General features: G+C 37.1%; 13 protein-coding genes, 1 riboswitch and 1 other annotated feature. Of the genes, 2 read left to right on the top strand and 11 right to left on the bottom strand.

The features are described 5' to 3' along the window. Window positions 1–56: 56 nt before the first annotated feature. A riboswitch (Fluoride riboswitch) is annotated at window positions 57–126 on the bottom strand. Between the two features lie 50 nt (window positions 127–176). The 4 genes from IGL80_RS04440 to IGL80_RS04425 all read right to left on the bottom strand — a co-directional run bounded on the left by IGL80_RS04440 (window position 177) and on the right by IGL80_RS04425 (window position 6,188). Beyond that, entirely contained in the window at window positions 177–1,427 is a 1,251-nt protein-coding gene (locus tag IGL80_RS04440; RefSeq protein WP_002359708.1) for a glycosyltransferase family 2 protein, read from the bottom strand. Next, the gene (locus IGL80_RS04435) at window positions 1,424–1,567 is read right to left on the bottom strand and encodes a hypothetical protein (RefSeq protein WP_002356674.1); all 144 of its coding nucleotides are present in this window, start codon (window positions 1,565–1,567) and stop codon (window positions 1,424–1,426) included. The genes IGL80_RS04440 and IGL80_RS04435 overlap by 4 nt, the downstream gene beginning before the upstream one ends. 28 nt (window positions 1,568–1,595) lie before the next feature. Continuing rightward, window positions 1,596–5,615 carry a SpaA isopeptide-forming pilin-related protein gene (locus IGL80_RS04430; RefSeq protein WP_077143771.1) on the bottom strand — a complete coding sequence of 1,340 codons (4,020 nt, stop codon included), beginning with the start codon at window positions 5,613–5,615 and terminating at the stop codon, window positions 1,596–1,598. Between the two features lie 219 nt (window positions 5,616–5,834). Further along, entirely contained in the window at window positions 5,835–6,188 is a 354-nt protein-coding gene (locus IGL80_RS04425) for a hypothetical protein (RefSeq protein WP_002359704.1), read from the bottom strand. Window positions 6,189–6,285: 97 nt separating this feature from the next. Here IGL80_RS04425 and IGL80_RS04420 point away from each other — a divergent pair, with 97 nt between their 5' ends. Next, a complete protein-coding gene (locus IGL80_RS04420; RefSeq protein WP_002356667.1) occupies window positions 6,286–6,618 on the top strand; it encodes a helix-turn-helix domain-containing protein in 333 nt (110 codons plus the stop codon). Window positions 6,619–6,699: 81 nt separating this feature from the next. On the opposite strand, the gene IGL80_RS04415 is transcribed toward IGL80_RS04420, so the two are convergent. The 7 genes from IGL80_RS04415 to IGL80_RS04385 all read right to left on the bottom strand — a co-directional run bounded on the left by IGL80_RS04415 (window position 6,700) and on the right by IGL80_RS04385 (window position 14,284). Next, window positions 6,700–7,200: an HD domain-containing protein gene (locus IGL80_RS04415; protein WP_002356666.1), complete on the bottom strand. Its 501-nt coding sequence runs from the start codon at window positions 7,198–7,200 to the stop codon at window positions 6,700–6,702. 155 nt (window positions 7,201–7,355) lie between these two features. Next, window positions 7,356–9,047 carry an arginine--tRNA ligase gene (argS, locus tag IGL80_RS04410; RefSeq protein ID WP_002359703.1) on the bottom strand — a complete coding sequence of 564 codons (1,692 nt, stop codon included), beginning with the start codon at window positions 9,045–9,047 and terminating at the stop codon, window positions 7,356–7,358. Between the two features lie 72 nt (window positions 9,048–9,119). After that, window positions 9,120–9,323: a binding site (T-box leader), on the bottom strand. 42 nt (window positions 9,324–9,365) lie between these two features. Continuing rightward, complete coding sequence (tsaD, locus tag IGL80_RS04405) at window positions 9,366–10,412, bottom strand: tRNA (adenosine(37)-N6)-threonylcarbamoyltransferase complex transferase subunit TsaD (RefSeq protein ID WP_002356664.1); 1,047 nt, start codon at window positions 10,410–10,412, stop codon at window positions 9,366–9,368. Continuing rightward, window positions 10,409–10,873, bottom strand: coding sequence for a ribosomal protein S18-alanine N-acetyltransferase (gene rimI, locus IGL80_RS04400; protein WP_002359702.1), 465 nt, complete (start codon window positions 10,871–10,873; stop codon window positions 10,409–10,411). The genes tsaD and rimI (IGL80_RS04400) overlap by 4 nt, the downstream gene beginning before the upstream one ends. 7 nt (window positions 10,874–10,880) lie before the next feature. Further along, on the bottom strand, window positions 10,881–11,435 hold the full coding sequence (gene rimI, locus IGL80_RS04395; protein WP_002387121.1) for a ribosomal protein S18-alanine N-acetyltransferase: 555 nt from the start codon (window positions 11,433–11,435) through the stop codon (window positions 10,881–10,883). Then, window positions 11,407–12,126, bottom strand: a complete 720-nt coding sequence (tsaB, locus tag IGL80_RS04390; RefSeq protein ID WP_002359700.1) for a tRNA (adenosine(37)-N6)-threonylcarbamoyltransferase complex dimerization subunit type 1 TsaB — start codon at window positions 12,124–12,126, stop codon at window positions 11,407–11,409. Before tsaB ends, rimI (IGL80_RS04395) begins: the two co-directional genes overlap by 29 nt. Window positions 12,127–12,241: 115 nt before the next feature. Further along, entirely contained in the window at window positions 12,242–14,284 is a 2,043-nt protein-coding gene (locus IGL80_RS04385) for a penicillin-binding transpeptidase domain-containing protein (RefSeq protein WP_002359699.1), read from the bottom strand. 208 nt (window positions 14,285–14,492) lie between these two features. On the opposite strand from IGL80_RS04385, the gene IGL80_RS04380 reads away from it, so the two are divergent. Then, window positions 14,493–15,725 (top strand): SPFH domain-containing protein, encoded by a 1,233-nt coding sequence (locus tag IGL80_RS04380; RefSeq protein WP_002356656.1) that lies wholly within the window; start codon window positions 14,493–14,495, stop codon window positions 15,723–15,725. Window positions 15,726–15,811: the final 86 nt, after the last annotated feature.

Below are 15,811 nucleotides of genomic sequence, written 5' to 3'. Positions count from 1 at the left end.
TTTCTTATCGCCAATCCTAGCGTACAGAAAAAGCCTACCAAAGGGTACACTTCTCCCGTTTGGTAGGCGTCATTAATTTATTCGTCCAATAAATAGTTCGTGGTGAACACCATCACCATGTTGCTATTAAACTAATAAAAATAATACCACGCAACTCTGGAAAGTGCAATAAAAAATCAATTGCGTTCCGTTTTTATCCACGTGCTATTACCTTTGATAAACCGATAATAAGCCATCACCACACTAACGAATAAAATTAAGTACATGTAGGAAATAGTAAAAGGCAAAATAATCAGCCCCAGTTTTGCAGGTACTTTTAGTTGAAAATTTTTCAACTCGCGATAATAGTTGATTGTAAAAAAAATGCCGAAAACTAACGAAATACTGACGGCCAAAACAAAACTAATGACAAGCGATAACGAAAAGCCTAACCTATACAAGTGTTGCAGTTGAAGCCCAGTTAAGACAAAAACGAGCATCCCCGCTACGAGATTAATAAAGGGTTGCGCTAAAAAATAATAGATTCCACACTTCTGCCTTAGCGTTAATGACTTTGATTTAATCACCCTGGGTAAATACGCTAGGCAATCTAAATTTCCTTGAACCCAACGACTTCGTTGACGAATAAAACGTTTCACATCTCTCAGTGCTTCTTGAGCCATAAAGGCCTCGTCAATATAAGCAATCGATAACTCTTTCAGCATTAATTTAATGGTTAACTCATAGTCATCCAACAAAGCATTTCCCCAAGGCTGATAGCCTAAGTGTTCGGTAATCATTGATAACCGAAAAAACTGACCATTGCCACCAAGTCCGATGGTTTTTGTTGCTCGACGCGCCTTTTGAATAAAATTATTAATCGTAAAAAACTCAACATCTTGTGCAATAAACATAAAATTTGTGACATCTTTCATTTTGATTCTTGTTTGCGCAGCACAGACTGTTTTATCTGTGAAAACAGCAGTTAGCTCATTGACAATATTTTCACTAAAAAAACCATCTGCATCTACCACACCCACTAAAACTTGATCCCAAGAATAGTGTCCTTTTTCTGCATCTGTTAATACAATTTGGAAAGCGTGGTTCAAAGCGGCGCCTTTGCCTTGTTGCACATTGGGAAATTGACGAGACAGAACTTGGATTGGACCAGCAATACTGTCCATCATTGCTTTGGTTTGGTCGGTTGATCCATCATCAATCGCAATTATTTTTTTCTTAATTGGTAAAGCAACCAGTTTTTTTAATGTTTCTCCGATGACTTTCTCCTCGTTTACACACGGTACAAGAAAGTAGCAGAAAAATTCTTCTGCTACTTCGACTTCTCTTCTTGTTTTTTTTCTTGTTCGAAAACTGAGAAATAAACTTGTAAATAAATAGGTTAAGAAGATGAACATAATTACTTTGTATAACTGATACAAAGTAATCATGTAATTTGACCTCTTTTAAAAAAATAACGGTATAGAATGTAGGCAGTGACAATCGAAACTAGAATAACGCCAATTAAATCAACCACAAAAAAGGCGCCTGTTGAAATTACCCCAAGTTTCGGTAAAGCTGATTGGCTCATTAAATACCCCTTTCTCTCTATTTGTTTTTTACCAACACACCACCACGATGACCATCACACACCCCCTATAATAATACTTTGGAGGATTATAGTACACAGGTGGATTATAGTACGTAACTGGCGGAATATATCCTGGCCAATATGTTGGTGGTGGCGGATTATAAACCGGTATTTTTCGGTTTTCTCGAACAATTGCAATTGTTTGACCCGCATGATTTTGCGTCAGACTGACGCGTGTTGGCGTAGTATTTCGTGAATAACCAGCCGGCGCTTGAACTTCTCTAATTTCATATACCCGGTTGACAGATAGCCCACTAATAGTGACTGTACCATCCCAACCTGTTGTTACTCTTTGTGTATAGCCATTAGTTGTATCTTTCCATTCAAAAACAGCGCCCGCTAAACGTGCTTTTGTTTCAACATCTTGTTTAATAATTCTGATAGCACCATAGTTTGCTTTATTGTTTAACACTAACGTATACGTTTTTGTGCCTTGACCTCGTAAATCAATCCGATGGACCCTACTATCCAACGCATACCCAGTTGGCGCTTGTATCTCGGTGATTTCATAAATACGATCCGAAGATAATCCTGGAATCAGTACTTCACCATTTCCATTTGCTGTAAATGTTGCCGTATAGTTATTGGTAGTATCGCGAAATCTGAATTTCGCTCCTGCTAAACGTTTTCTTGTATCCGTATCTTGCTTAATAATTTTGATGGCGCCTTTTTGTGCTTGATTATTTAAGACTAATGTATAGGTTTTACCACCTTGTCCACGTAAATCAACTTTATGAACACGTCTATCTATGATATAGCCATTCGGTGCTTTGATTTCTGTGACCTCATAGATACGATCACCGGCTAATCCAGTAATCAGCACTTCACCGTTCCTATTCGCTGTAAACGTTGCAGTATAATTATTGGTTGTATCTCGGAATTTAAATTGTGCGCCTGCTAAACGTTGTTTCGTATATCCATCTTGCTTAACAATTTTGATGGCGCCTTTTTGAGCTTGATTATTTTTGGTGAACGTGTAGGTTTTGCCAGCATAATTCGCAGGTAAAAGAATTTTATGCACCGTTCTGTCAAGTATATAACCATTTGGTGCTTTTATTTCTGTAATTTCATAAATCCGGTTGACGGAAAAATTATACAAAGTTGCTTCACCATTAGCATTAGCAGTTACTACGCCTGTATTCCCATTCACTGTGTCACGCCATCTAAATTGTGCGCCTGCTAAACGTTGTTTTGAGTAACCATCTTGTTTAATTAATTTTAAATTGCCACGTAGCGCAACATTTTCAATGGTATAATAACCAATCTTGTCAGCAAAATTAGTCGTTAGGGTAACTCGGTAAGTCTTGTTATTTAAGATATAGCCGTTTGGTGCTTTAATTTCTGTAATTTCGTATACACGATTGACTGGCAAATTCGTTATCAGGGCTTGTCCGTTTTTGTCAGCTACAACTGTTCCTTCTTTTCCTGTCACCGTATCACGCCATTTGAACTCTGCACCTGCTAGACGTTTTCTTGAATCTTTGTCTACTTTGATTATTGCTAGACTACCTTTTTGCGCTGTATTTTCAATGGTATAATAACCAATTTTATCTGCAAAATTAGTCGTTAAGATAACTCGGTAAGTCTTGTTATTTAAGATATAGCCATTTGGTGCTTTAATTTCCGTAATTTCGTATACACGATTGACTGGCAAATCTGTTATCAGTGCTTGTCCATTTTTGTCGGCTACAACTGTTCCTTCTTTTCCCGTCACCGTATCACGCCATTTGAACTCTGCACCTGCTAGACGTTTTCTTGAATCTTTGTCTACTTTGATTATTGCTAGACTACCTTTTTGCGCTGTATTTTCAATGATTACTGTCACTACTTTATTTGCCTGTGCAGTTGTTAAAGTGACTTTATGCACGGTTTTGTCTAGTACATAACCTGTGGGTGCTTTCGTTTCTGTGAGTTCATACGTACGATTGACGGATAAGTTGGGAATTGTGATGGTTCCATCGGTTCCAACTGTCACTGTTCCTGTTTTTCCTGTCACTGTATCTTTCCACTGAAATTCTGCGCCTGTTAAACGTTTTTTGCTTTCTTTGTCTTGTTTAACAATTTTGATGGAGCCTTTTTGCGCTACATTGTCAACAGTTACAGTCACTACTTTATTGGCTTGTGCACTTGTTAAAGTGACTTTATGCACGGTTTTGTCTAGTACATACCCCACTGGTGCTTTCGTTTCTGTGATTTCATACGTACGATTGACGGATAAGTTGGGAATTGTGACCGTTCCATCGGTTCCAACTGTCACTGTTCCTGTTTTTCCTGTCACCGTATCTTTCCACTGAAATTCTGCGCCTGTTAAACGTTTTTTACTGTCTTTATCTTGTTTGACAATTTTGATGGAGCCTTTTTGCGCTACATTGTCAACAGTTACAGTCACTACTTTATTGGCTTGTGCACTTGTTAGAGTGACTTTATGCACGGTTTTGTCTAGTACATAACCTGTGGGTGCTTTTGTTTCTGTGATTTCATACGTACGATTGACGGATAAGTTGGGAATTGTGATGGTTCCATCGGTTCCAACTGTCACTGTTCCTGTCTTTCCTGTCACTGTATCCTTCCACTGAAATTCTGCGCCTGTTAAACGTTTTTTACTGTCTTTATCTTGTTTGACAATTTTGATGGAGCCTTTTTGTACTTGCTGCTTATTCTTCACCCGATATGTTAAAGTGTAGTCGGCTTTTCCAGCAAATGAAATAGGGTGTTTAGTTTCGTCTAATTCATAGCCATTAGGCGCCTTCGTTTCAACTAAATAATATTCTCCATCAGGTGATAAATTTGAAAATAACAGCTCGCCATTTTCATTCGTGACACCTTTTTCTATTAGATTATTTTTTTGGTCATACAACGAAAATTCAGCACCTGCTAAACGTTTCGCCTCATTATTTTCATCTACTTTTTCTACTTTTAACTGGTTTTCTAAACGCGTATTTTCTTTTTTCAAGCGAATCGTCTGTGTTTGTTCTAACTTAATTTCAAATGGAACTGGCGTTGCATCTAACTTGTAACCAGTTGGTGCTTTTGTTTCAATGAATGCATACTGACCAGCTTCCAAACCAGCTAAACGAATTTGACCTGCTTGATTGGTGGTTAATGTTTCTTGAACAACTTGTTGTGTTTTTGTGTTCACGACTTTGAAAACAGCACCTTCTAAAACTTTAGCAGTTACTGCATCAATTTTTTCTAAAACGACACCCCCTCGACCTGTTCCATCACTACTCTCGTCTGCTGTGATGTAGGCAATATCATCATCTTCCCAAGCATCGAATCCCTCACTAGAAATACGCATATACGTGTAATTTGATAGCACGGCATCACTTGGAATATTTTCATTTGGAATCGTTTCTAAATAAATATAATAGGCATTTTTATTGGAAAGATAACTGCCCGTGGTCGTTGGTATTCCTTCAAATTTTTCTGCTTCATAATTAAATCCAGATTCAGAGGCATTTTTTTGGAAAAATTGACTGGCATCATAACTATATTCGTCATGTTCCAAATTCCGAATCATTTCACCATTTGTTTCTAAAATAGGCTGCTTGGTGAGATATGCAGCAATACTGTCAATAGCTAATGTTTGGTTTGGACCTACATTATCTAAAAATTTAAAGGTTGTTTTTTCTGAACCTGAAAGACCTGCTTGATTATAGTTAAAATAAATGACCCAGGCAATTCTTCCCTCTGAGGTAAATCCTAACGGGACTTTTCGAACCAGTTCAGTTGGCGGAACTTTCTCCACGTATTGCCCGATATTAATTTTGACAATTTTTTGTGAATCACCAAAAGTAAAAACGACTTGATCTTCAAAATCTTCTGATAAATTTTGATTATATCGTAGCTTCAGTTGCAAATCTGCTGAGTAATCTGTAAGCGTTTGTAAGGCTTTAATCGTCCAAGTACCATCATCGTTTGGAATCACTTGAAGTGCGTCTCCAATTTCAAAAGGTGTCATTGAATAGGAATATTTTTCGCTAGCCATCCTTAATGTCATCGTCTCTCCGCTTGCTAATTCAGAGATTCCTAATGACAAAGAAACTGTCGCCCAATCTTTTGTAGCAACAATTTCCGTTTTTCCCCCGGATATTCAACAGCTATAGACCGGATTTGTGTGCCACTTTCATTATCCATTGCATAAGAAATAATACTTGTATTAGATCCTATAATAGTAAAGATAATTAAACAAATCGAAAATAACTTATTAATACTTTTTTTCATTCATCACAATCCTTTCAACACTAATATGTGTCTTTTTAGACACTAGCTCACTAAAAAAAATAGTCATAATTTCTTCATTATTCAAATCCAACAATTGTGAAATCAATTTAATATCCGATGCTTTGAAAACAACTTCTCCTTTTAATTTTTTGTAAATCGTTGAAGCGGATATTGGTTGCCCGTATGCAGTCATTTCATTTGCCAACCACTCAACATTTTTTCCTTTCATTTTCAATTTTGAGTGAATTAAATTTGATTCCATTTTACTCTCCCCCTTTTCAGTGTCTAATAAGACACTGAAAATTATATCATTTTGTGAAAAAAACGTCAATATCATTAAAAAACGCTGATTTTTCTATTATATTCGTTACTTTCATTTTGAAAAAAACATGTTTCTTTTGCGACACTTTTTGTGCTAGAATGTTTTTACGGAGGTGGTTTTTTTGAAAGAAAATTTTTTGAAGCAAAAAAGGATGGAGAAAAATCTTACATTAGAACAAGTTGGAAATTTTGTTGGTGTTGGAAAAAGTACCGTCAGGAAATGGGAAACTGGAATGATTGAAAATATGGGGAGGGATAAAATTGTCGCCTTATCTAAAATTTTAGATGTATCACCTCTTGAAATCTTAGGTATTCCTGAAACGGAAGAAACGCCATTTGTTGTCCCAACCAATATTATGAACATATACAAACAGTTAACAACTGAAAATCAAGAAGCAGTCTTTCGATACGCTCAAAAGAAATTAACAGAACAAAATTACTTTTAATATTTATTTTAAATAGATGAATGCTAGACTTTTTAGTCAACGTCAAACAAAAAAAGCTTATCCGTAAGGATAAGCTTTTTATTAGATTGACTGTTGGCCAAAATACTGACGCCATTTGGTTTTCATGGCTGTCGTCATCGGCAACGCTGCTTCTTTGACAGCACAATATTTGTCAACAAAGGTTACAATGTAACTTTCTTTGTATTTTGGTGGTGCAATAGTTGCGCCCCACATATGTTTAATAATAATGTCTCGTTCTAAATCAGACAACTCTGTAATTTTTTCAGCATTTTTGGCTGCAATTCGTGGATGAACATAGGCATGAGAGCCTTCGTCAAACTTTGTTGTGCGCCAATCATAGTAAAACAAATCATGCAATAAACCAGCACGAGCTGTTGCACGAGCATTGCCGTTCCAACGCTTTGCTAATTTATAGCTATGATAGGAAACACTAATTGAATGTTCTAAACGAGTTGAATGCATATGTTGTGTGTATTCTGCTAATTTTTGGACTTCTTCGGTTGCTAATAAATCTTCTACATAAGAAAGATATTCTTCGTCTTCACGCCATTTTTCTGTCATATAATTGGGTGCCACCTTTTCTAATCCTTTTATAACTTGACTCGAGTATAGCACCCCAGCTATTTAATTACTATGAATTTCTCAATCTGTAACTTAACTTTAATATTTGCTTAATAAGTTTAGCGTTCAACGCAGTAAAATTTTCACAAAAAATTCTACATTTCTTCTGGTGCATGTAACCCTAGTAAACGTAAATCTTCTTTTAGAACAGTAGCTACTGCATAAACTAACGCTAAGCGTGCCTCTTTTTGAGCATCTTCATCCAAAATCCGAACATGGGCATAATATTTATTGAACGCTTGTGCTAAATGAATGCTATGTTTCGCAATAACAGATGGTTCATATTTTTCAGCAGCTTGCATCACAGTTTCAGGGAATTTTTGTAACAACTTCACGACTTCCCAGCTATCCTTGTCATTTAGTGCATAACGTTGTGTGGCGTCTGGTGTAAAGTTTGCTTTACGTAAAATACTCATCGCACGAGCATGTGTATATTGAACATATGGCCCAGTTTCTCCTTCAAAACGAACAACTTCATCTAATACAAAATCGAAATTATTTAGACGATCATTTTTAAGGTCATGGAAAATAACTGCACCTACACCTACTTGTTTCGCCACTTCTTCACGATTTGCTAAGTCTGGATTTTTCTCGTTAATTTGATTTCCTGCTAAAGTAACAGCTTCATTCAATACTTCTTCTAATAAAACAATTTTCCCTTTACGTGTGGATAATTTTTTACCGCCTTGAGTAATTAAACCAAACGGAATGTGTTCCATATCATCTGACCATTCAAATCCTAGTTCTTTCAAGACTGCTTTTAATTGTTTGAAGTGATTGCTTTGTTCGTTGCCGACTACATAAAGCGATTTGGCAAAATCATACGTCCGTTTACGGTAAAGCGCAGCCGCTAAATCCCGTGTGATATATAACGTCGCACCATCTGATTTACGAATAAGTGCTGGATTTAAATTATATTCTGTCAAATCAACAATTTCTGCACCTTGATTTTCTGTTAATAAATGTTTTTCTTCTAATAAAGTAACAATTTCATCCATTTTATCATTATAAAAGGCTTCGCCATTATAAGAATCAAATTCAACTTCTAACATGGAATAGATTTTATCAAATTCTTTTAGAGACTCGCTACGGAACCATTTCCATAATTCATTAGCTTCTTGGTCTCCTTCTTCTAATTTTTTAAACCATGCACGTGCTTCGTCTTCTAATTCTGGTTTTTCTTCTGCTTCTTCATGAAATTGCACATATAAGCGCAATAATTCATTAATTGGTTGTTGACGAACTGCTTCTTCAGAACCCCATTTTTTATAAGCTACAATTAACTTACCAAACTGTGTACCCCAGTCACCTAAGTGGTTAATCCGAATTGGCTGATACCCAATTTTTTCTAAAATAAAGGCAATTGAATTCCCGATTACCGTAGAACGTAAGTGCCCCATAGAAATTGGTTTAGCAATGTTTGGTGAAGACATATCAATAGGAACATTGCCATTATTACCAAAGGTACTGTTTCCGTAGTTGTTTTTTTCTTTGACTACTGCGCCAATGACAGCTTGACTGACTGCTTCTTTATTCATGAAGAAGTTTAAATAAGGTCCCACCACTTCAATTTTTTCAAAATTTGTGCCATCAATTTTTTCTGCTAATTCTGCTGCAATTTGTTGTGGTGCTTTACGATAAATTTTAGCTAATGAAAAGGCTGGAAAAGCCACATCTCCATGATCGACAGATTTAGGATTTTCCAATAATTGTTCGATTTGATCCATCGTTAATTCTTCATTTAAAACATCATGTAACGCTTTTGCTACGATTTCTTTGTTGTTCATAAGAACCCTCCTGATTAATTTGTAAGTATAAAAAAACAAAAACGTCTCTGACAAAACAAAATATTTTGTTTTGTCAGAGACGAGAATTTACCCGCGGTACCACTCTAATTGTCTATACTACTTGGATAGACCTGCTTCATCGATAACGGTGATTGCCGTCTGCTTTCAGCAGAATTCTAAAAGTGCGCTTCCTCATTCCGATCACTCTTGGCTCCCACCTTCCCAAGATCGCTAAGCTGACGTTGAAATAAGTACTCTCTTTATCATCGAATGTCATTGTTAAACTGGCTTCATTATAGCAAATTTTTGTCTAGCTGGCTAGCCTTCTTCACTAATTGTCATAAAACTAACGCCAGGTTCTGCATTTAAGTTATACGAAGCAAAGTGATTCTTTTCAGCTTCGATAAAAGCGGCAGCGCCAATCATCGCCGCGTTATCCCCACAAAGTTTTAATGGCGGAATAAGTAATGTTACTGCTGGTAATTGTTCACTGATTGCATGTCTCATTGCTTCTCGTAATCCTTGATTCGCAGCAACTCCCCCAGCAATTAGCAATTGCTTAACAGGATATTCTTGACAAGCACGAATGGTTTTAGTCACTAATACTTCTACCACACTCGCCTGAAAACTTGCGGCTAAATCCTTTGTAGACAGTACTTCACCACGTTGCTCTGCATTATGAACCGTGTTAATAAACGCACTTTTCAAACCACTAAAGCTAAAGTCATAGTTATCCTCTTTTAGCATCGCCCGTGGAAATTGGTAGGTATCTGTGCCTTCATGGGCCAAAGCATCAATCTCTTTGCCACTAGGATAAGGCAACCCTAACACCCGTCCGACTTTATCATACGCTTCACCAGCTGCATCATCACGTGTTTCACCAACAATTTCGAAAGAGCCATCTTCTTTCATGTAGACCAATTCCGTATGTCCTCCACTAACGAGTAAGGCCATCAATGGAAATTCGAGCGGTGCTACAAAACGGGCAGCATAAATGTGCCCAGCCATATGATTGACTGGAATAAGTGGTAATTGGTGCGCCCAAGCAAATGCTTTTGCTGCAGAAAGTCCTATTAATAAAGCACCGACTAACCCAGGCCCATAGGTCACAGCAACGCCACTAAGCTCTTCTGGTGTGACTTTTGCTTCTGTTAATGCTTCTTCAATACAGATTGTCACTTGTTCAACATGATGACGACTCGCAACTTCTGGAACGACTCCACCAAAACGTTGATGGCTCTTAATTTGCGAAGCTACGATATTGGAAAGAATTTTGTCGCCATCTTCAATGACAGCCACACTTGTTTCATCACAGCTACTTTCCACAGCTAATAATAATTTACGTTCTTTTGTAAAAATTGTCATTGGGCTTCCTTCCTTAATTTCGCACACATTACAAAGGCATTTTCTTGAGGTTCTTTATAATAATTTTTTCGAACAGCTACTTTCCGAAAACCTGTTTTCTCATAAAGTTTTTGAGCTAGTGTATTCGATTCTCTGACCTCTAAGAAAATTTGTGTAATGTCACGACTTTTAACATATTCTTTAAAAGCTTTCATTAACTGACAACCAATTCCTTGGTGTTGTTTCTGACCATTCACAACAACGTGACTAATTTCTGCTTCATCTAAAATAAAATGATAGGCAATATAACCTAACCACTGGCCATTTTCAACTAAAAAAAGATATTCGCTATTTTCCTGAGCAAAATCTTCCGCGAATTGTGTTTCTGTCCAAGGGGAGCCAGTTGTATAAGAAGAATTACTAAAACGCCATAATTCTTCACCAATATTTGCTACAGATATTTCTTTTTTTGTTACTAACATTTTTTCTTCACTCTTCTTTTAAATCAATTATCATTTCTAGTGCGTCTTCATTATTTTCGTCATAATAGCCTTTTTTCACCGTCTGTGAGACAAAGCCAATTTTTCGATATAAACGTTGGGCTTTAACATTACTCATTCGTACTTCTAGCGATAAGGTTTCACACCGATTTTTCTTGGCAAAAATTCGCGTTTCTTCTATTAAAGAACGACCTAAACCTAAGCCTTGGTATGCTGTATGGACAGCGACATTCGTAATGTGTGCATCCGTTCCTTGAATCCGACAACCAATAAAGCCAACTGTTTTTCCGTTAATTGCCGCTAACAAATAGAGATGCGGCGCTTTTGAGCCAAGTTCTGCCATGAAAGCAGACATCGTCCAAGGAAGTTCCCCAGCATAAACTTCACGTTCAATTGCTAGTAAATCCTTAATATCTTGGTAGGTGATTTCACGCAATTGAAATTCTTGCTGGTTCATTGCAATGGTTTTAGTTATATACCGTTGCCTTCTTTTTGTAAAGTATTTTGTCACAAAATTAAAGTTTTTCCACATAGCTTTCTCCATTAGGCGTGTGTGTCTTCAACCAATTTTCTTCCGCTTCTACTTTTTTCAAATACGCAGGTAAGAACCCATGAACATTTTCAACAGGTTTAGCCACACTACCTAACGCAGCCAAAACTGCGGCATTAGGAATTTGCCATTGCGGGACATCACAAATTTCTCCATGAGGAATGATTTGAGCTATTTCTTCAGTGAATTTTTCAACATCTTCACCAACAAAAAAAAGATTTGGTTCATTTTTTAGTTGTTCTAATAACTCCCGCAGGGAAATATGTTGGTCCGGTAACTCATTTTGCCACACGCCATTGACAAACCGATAAGCACCAGCATAGACGTTTTTACGACGCGCATCAAAAAGAGGCACAATTAAACCGGTTTGTCCAACACAATTGGCAGCTAACGTTTGTAGACTGGAAATGCCTACTAGCTCTTTCTTTAAAGTATAGGCCAATGTTTTGGCAGTCGTCACGCCTAAACGTAAGCCAGTGTATGATCCAGGTCCTTCTGCTACGACAAAACGATCAATTGCCGTTGGCGCCAAGTTCAATTGGCTCATCAAATAGTCAATTGCCGGCATTAATGTTAAGCTATGATTTCTTTTAACCGTTGCTGTATAACTTCCCAGAATTTTTTGATTTTCACACACAGCAATACTCAATGTTTGGTTAGATGTATCTATTGCTAAAATTCGCACACGAATCCCTTTCCTTCTACAATTTAGTCGCTTCATTGTAGCACACTTTCCTTTTTCTAAAAAGGGAAAACGAGGTTTCTTTTTACAGAAACCTCGTTTCGTTCATTTTCTCTTTTTATTTAATGGTTGCTTCTAAGTAATCAATTAATGGTTTACTGATATCTGTTGCAGAACCATTTTCTCCTGAATTTTCAACCATAATCATTGTTAAGAATTTATTGTTACTACGATCTAACGTTAGAAGGAAACTGTTTTCTTTGCCATCTGTATCTTGTTTATCTTTTATTTCAGCTGTTCCTGTTTTAGCAGCCAATGAGAAGTTCGGATTGTACATATTATAAACATAACCTGAAGGATCTTCCACACTACCTAAAAGATCTGTGGCAATTGTATTCGCTGCGTTGGCGCTGATTACATTGTCTTTTTTCTTCGTTTCTTTGTCTAAAACTAGTTTTGGATAGACTAATGTTCCATTATTTTGGAAAACACTATACATGGTAGCTTGCTGGATTGGCGAAATTAACAATTGACCTTGACCGTAGCCCGTATCTGCTAAAAGAATTTCAGAATTAAATTTATCTTCATTTGAAATTTGAGCAGGCGTCATGGCAATTGGTAAATCTAGTTCCTCACCGAAAATGAATTTATTAAGACCCGCTCTAAATTTGTCTTCTCCCATCCGTAATGTTTGTTGGGCAAAATAAATATTATCTGAATTAACTAAAGCGGTACGCAGATTGACTGGACTTGCTTCTTTTACACGTGTCGCAAAATAGCCGCCCCAAGATTTATCTTTTTGCCATTTCAAACCATTAATTTCTAGCTCTTCATCTGGCTTCAATGTCCCTGCATCTAAACCAATGGCACCGGTAATTGTTTTAAAGGTAGAGCCTGGTGCATAGCCTGTCGCAAAACGTGCTGTGAATGGTAAATCTTTGTTGTTATTGTAAGCATCATATTCTTTTTGAGAAATGCCATTGGCCATTTTATTAGGATCATACGAAGGTGAACTAACCGTTGCTAATAAATCGCCTTTTTGAGGATCGGTAATGACCGCACTACCAGGGCGTTTGTCAAATATAGCAAAAGCTTGTTGTTGTACGCCACTGTCAATCGTTAATTTAATCGTTTGACCATCTTTTTTCTCTTTGGTTTGTAAAGCTTTTTTGACATTCTCTTTGTCATCTAAAATAACTAGTGAGCCACCATCTTGCCCTCTTAATTCTTTATCAAACGCTCGTTCTAAACCAGTTTTACCAATTACGCCCGTACTACTTAACTCTGGATTTTTTTCAATATCTTCTGCAGTAATGGTGCCCGTATACCCGATTAATTGCGCAGCTGCTTCCCCCAGCGGATAATAACGTGACTCTGTATCTTTTGTCGCAGCCCCTGTTGGTAATTCTGTCACTGGTTCAGAAGCGACTGTGATTGGTACAAAGGAGTCTGCTTGGACCCATCCTTGGCTTAACTTTTGATTGATTTCATCAACAGAAACGCCGAATTTATCACTAAAAGCTTTGATATTGGCTGTTTTTTCTGCGCCAGAACCGAGTTTGCCAGGCACTACGCCCACTTCGTCAAACACTTTGTTAATTGCTAGCCCACTACCATTACGATCGACAATTTCTCCACGTTTGGCATTATCTACTTGAATCGAAATTTTATCATTTCCTGACATATCTGGAAAAATTAAAGACGGCTTCCAAGCGATTTGGTAGGTATCGCCTTTCTTGGCGATACTTGATTGATAAGACAAATCTTTCATTTCGCCTAAAGGAGTGCTCATCGATAATTTATAGGTAAATGTGTATTGATTGTCTTTCGCCTTTTTGACTTGAACATCACTAGCTTTGACTCCTTCTGCTTGAATCCCTGAATAAATTGCTTGGTATTTTTCAACAACAGATTTAGTATCATAGCCATTTTTCTTTAAGCTAGCTTCTTGAACAACGGACGGTAACTTATCAAATTCCTGTTTTGACAATACGTTTAAAAATGTAGTAGCTATTTTCTTCGCTTCGGCTAATTCTTGTTTGGCTTGCCATTGACTATAAGCATAATACCCGCCACCGGCAGCAGCGATTAGAACCAAGGCAGAAACACCAAGAATAAGTGGTTTTTTTGAAGATTTTTTATTACGATTGCTTCGTTCCATTCAATAATCCCCTAACTATATAATATGTCTTTTCTTCTATTATACGTAACTTTTTTTAAAATGCTTGTGTTTCACCTATACTTTTTTTAATTTCTTAATAAAGTTTGATCAATTTTTTCCATTTCATCAGGCTTTCGTTGGATTTCTCTGCATTCATTGTGTGGTATACTAGCTTTAACAATTAGTTTTTTTATTAGGAGGAATGAACATGGGACTTATTAAAGCAGCAACAAGTTCAGTTGGCGGTGGCTTGGCCGATCAATGGCTAGAGGTTATTGAACCTGATAATATGGGGGACACAACCGTCATGACAAAAGGTGTTTTTGTGCGGAAAGATGATAAACGTGGTTCTAATCGTAAAGGAACGGACGATGTTTTAACAGATGGTTCTGTTGTACATGTCTATCCCAACATGATGATGCTTCTTGTCGATGGGGGCAAAATCATCGATTACACTGCTGAAGAAGGCTATTATACAGTCAAAAATGATTCTGCGCCTTCAATGTTTAACGGTTCTTTAAAAGATGCGATTGCAGAGACCTTCAGTCGTTTCAAATTTGGTGGCGTAACTCCACAAAAACAACAAGTTTTTTATATTAACTTGCAAGAAATTAAAGGCATTAAATTTGGAACACCTGCGCCATTAAACTATTTTGATAATTTTTATAATGCCGAACTTTTCTTACGTGCACACGGAAATTACTCAATTAAAATTACAGATCCTTTGCTATTTTATACTAATGCGATTCCTAAAAATCAAACGCAAGTAGATATTAATGATATTAATGAACAATATTTGGCAGAGTTCATTACAGCATTGCAAGCAGCAATCAATCAAATGTCTGCTGATGGGCAGCGTATTTCTTATGTTCCCTCAAAAAGTGTTGAATTAAGTAAATATATGCAAACTGCGCTTGACGAGGATTGGCGCACCAATCGCGGTATGGAAATTGTTTCTGTAGCAGTTGCGAGCATTTCTTATACAGATGATTCAACAAAATTAATCAACATGCGAAATGAAGGTGCTATGCTCAGCGATCCAGGTGTTCGCGAAGGCTATGTTCAAGGTTCCTTGGCTCGTGGTATGGAGGCTGCTGGTAAAAATGAAGGTGGCGCAATGAGCGGCTTTATGGGCGTTGGTATGGGCATGAATGCGAATGGCAACTACTTTGCGCAAGCATCTCAAACAAACCAACAACAAATGCAAGAAAAACAAAACCAGCAAAATGCACAAGGGGCTACAGACACTTGGACTTGCCCACAATGTGGGACTGAAAACACTGGGAAGTTTTGTTCAAACTGTGGTACACCAAAACCAACAAACGAAAAACCAAAATTAGAAATGAAATGTAGTGAATGTAGCGAAATTGTTGACTTAAGTAATGGTATTCCTAAGTTCTGTCCACATTGTGGTAAACCATTCCAAGGGGTTCCTTTATAAGCAAGTAGTGAACAATTAAAGAAAAGGGTCAGGCACAAGTCTACCCTTTTTCTTTGAATCAGATTCCTGTTATTTACTCACTCTAT

Source organism: Enterococcus sp. DIV2467a (assembly GCF_050532945.1).
In the GTDB taxonomy this organism is placed as follows: Bacteria; Bacillota; Bacilli; order Lactobacillales; family Enterococcaceae; genus Enterococcus; species Enterococcus faecalis.
The sequence above is the reverse complement of the archived record's forward strand: the minus strand, read 5'-3'. Positions and strand labels throughout refer to the sequence as shown.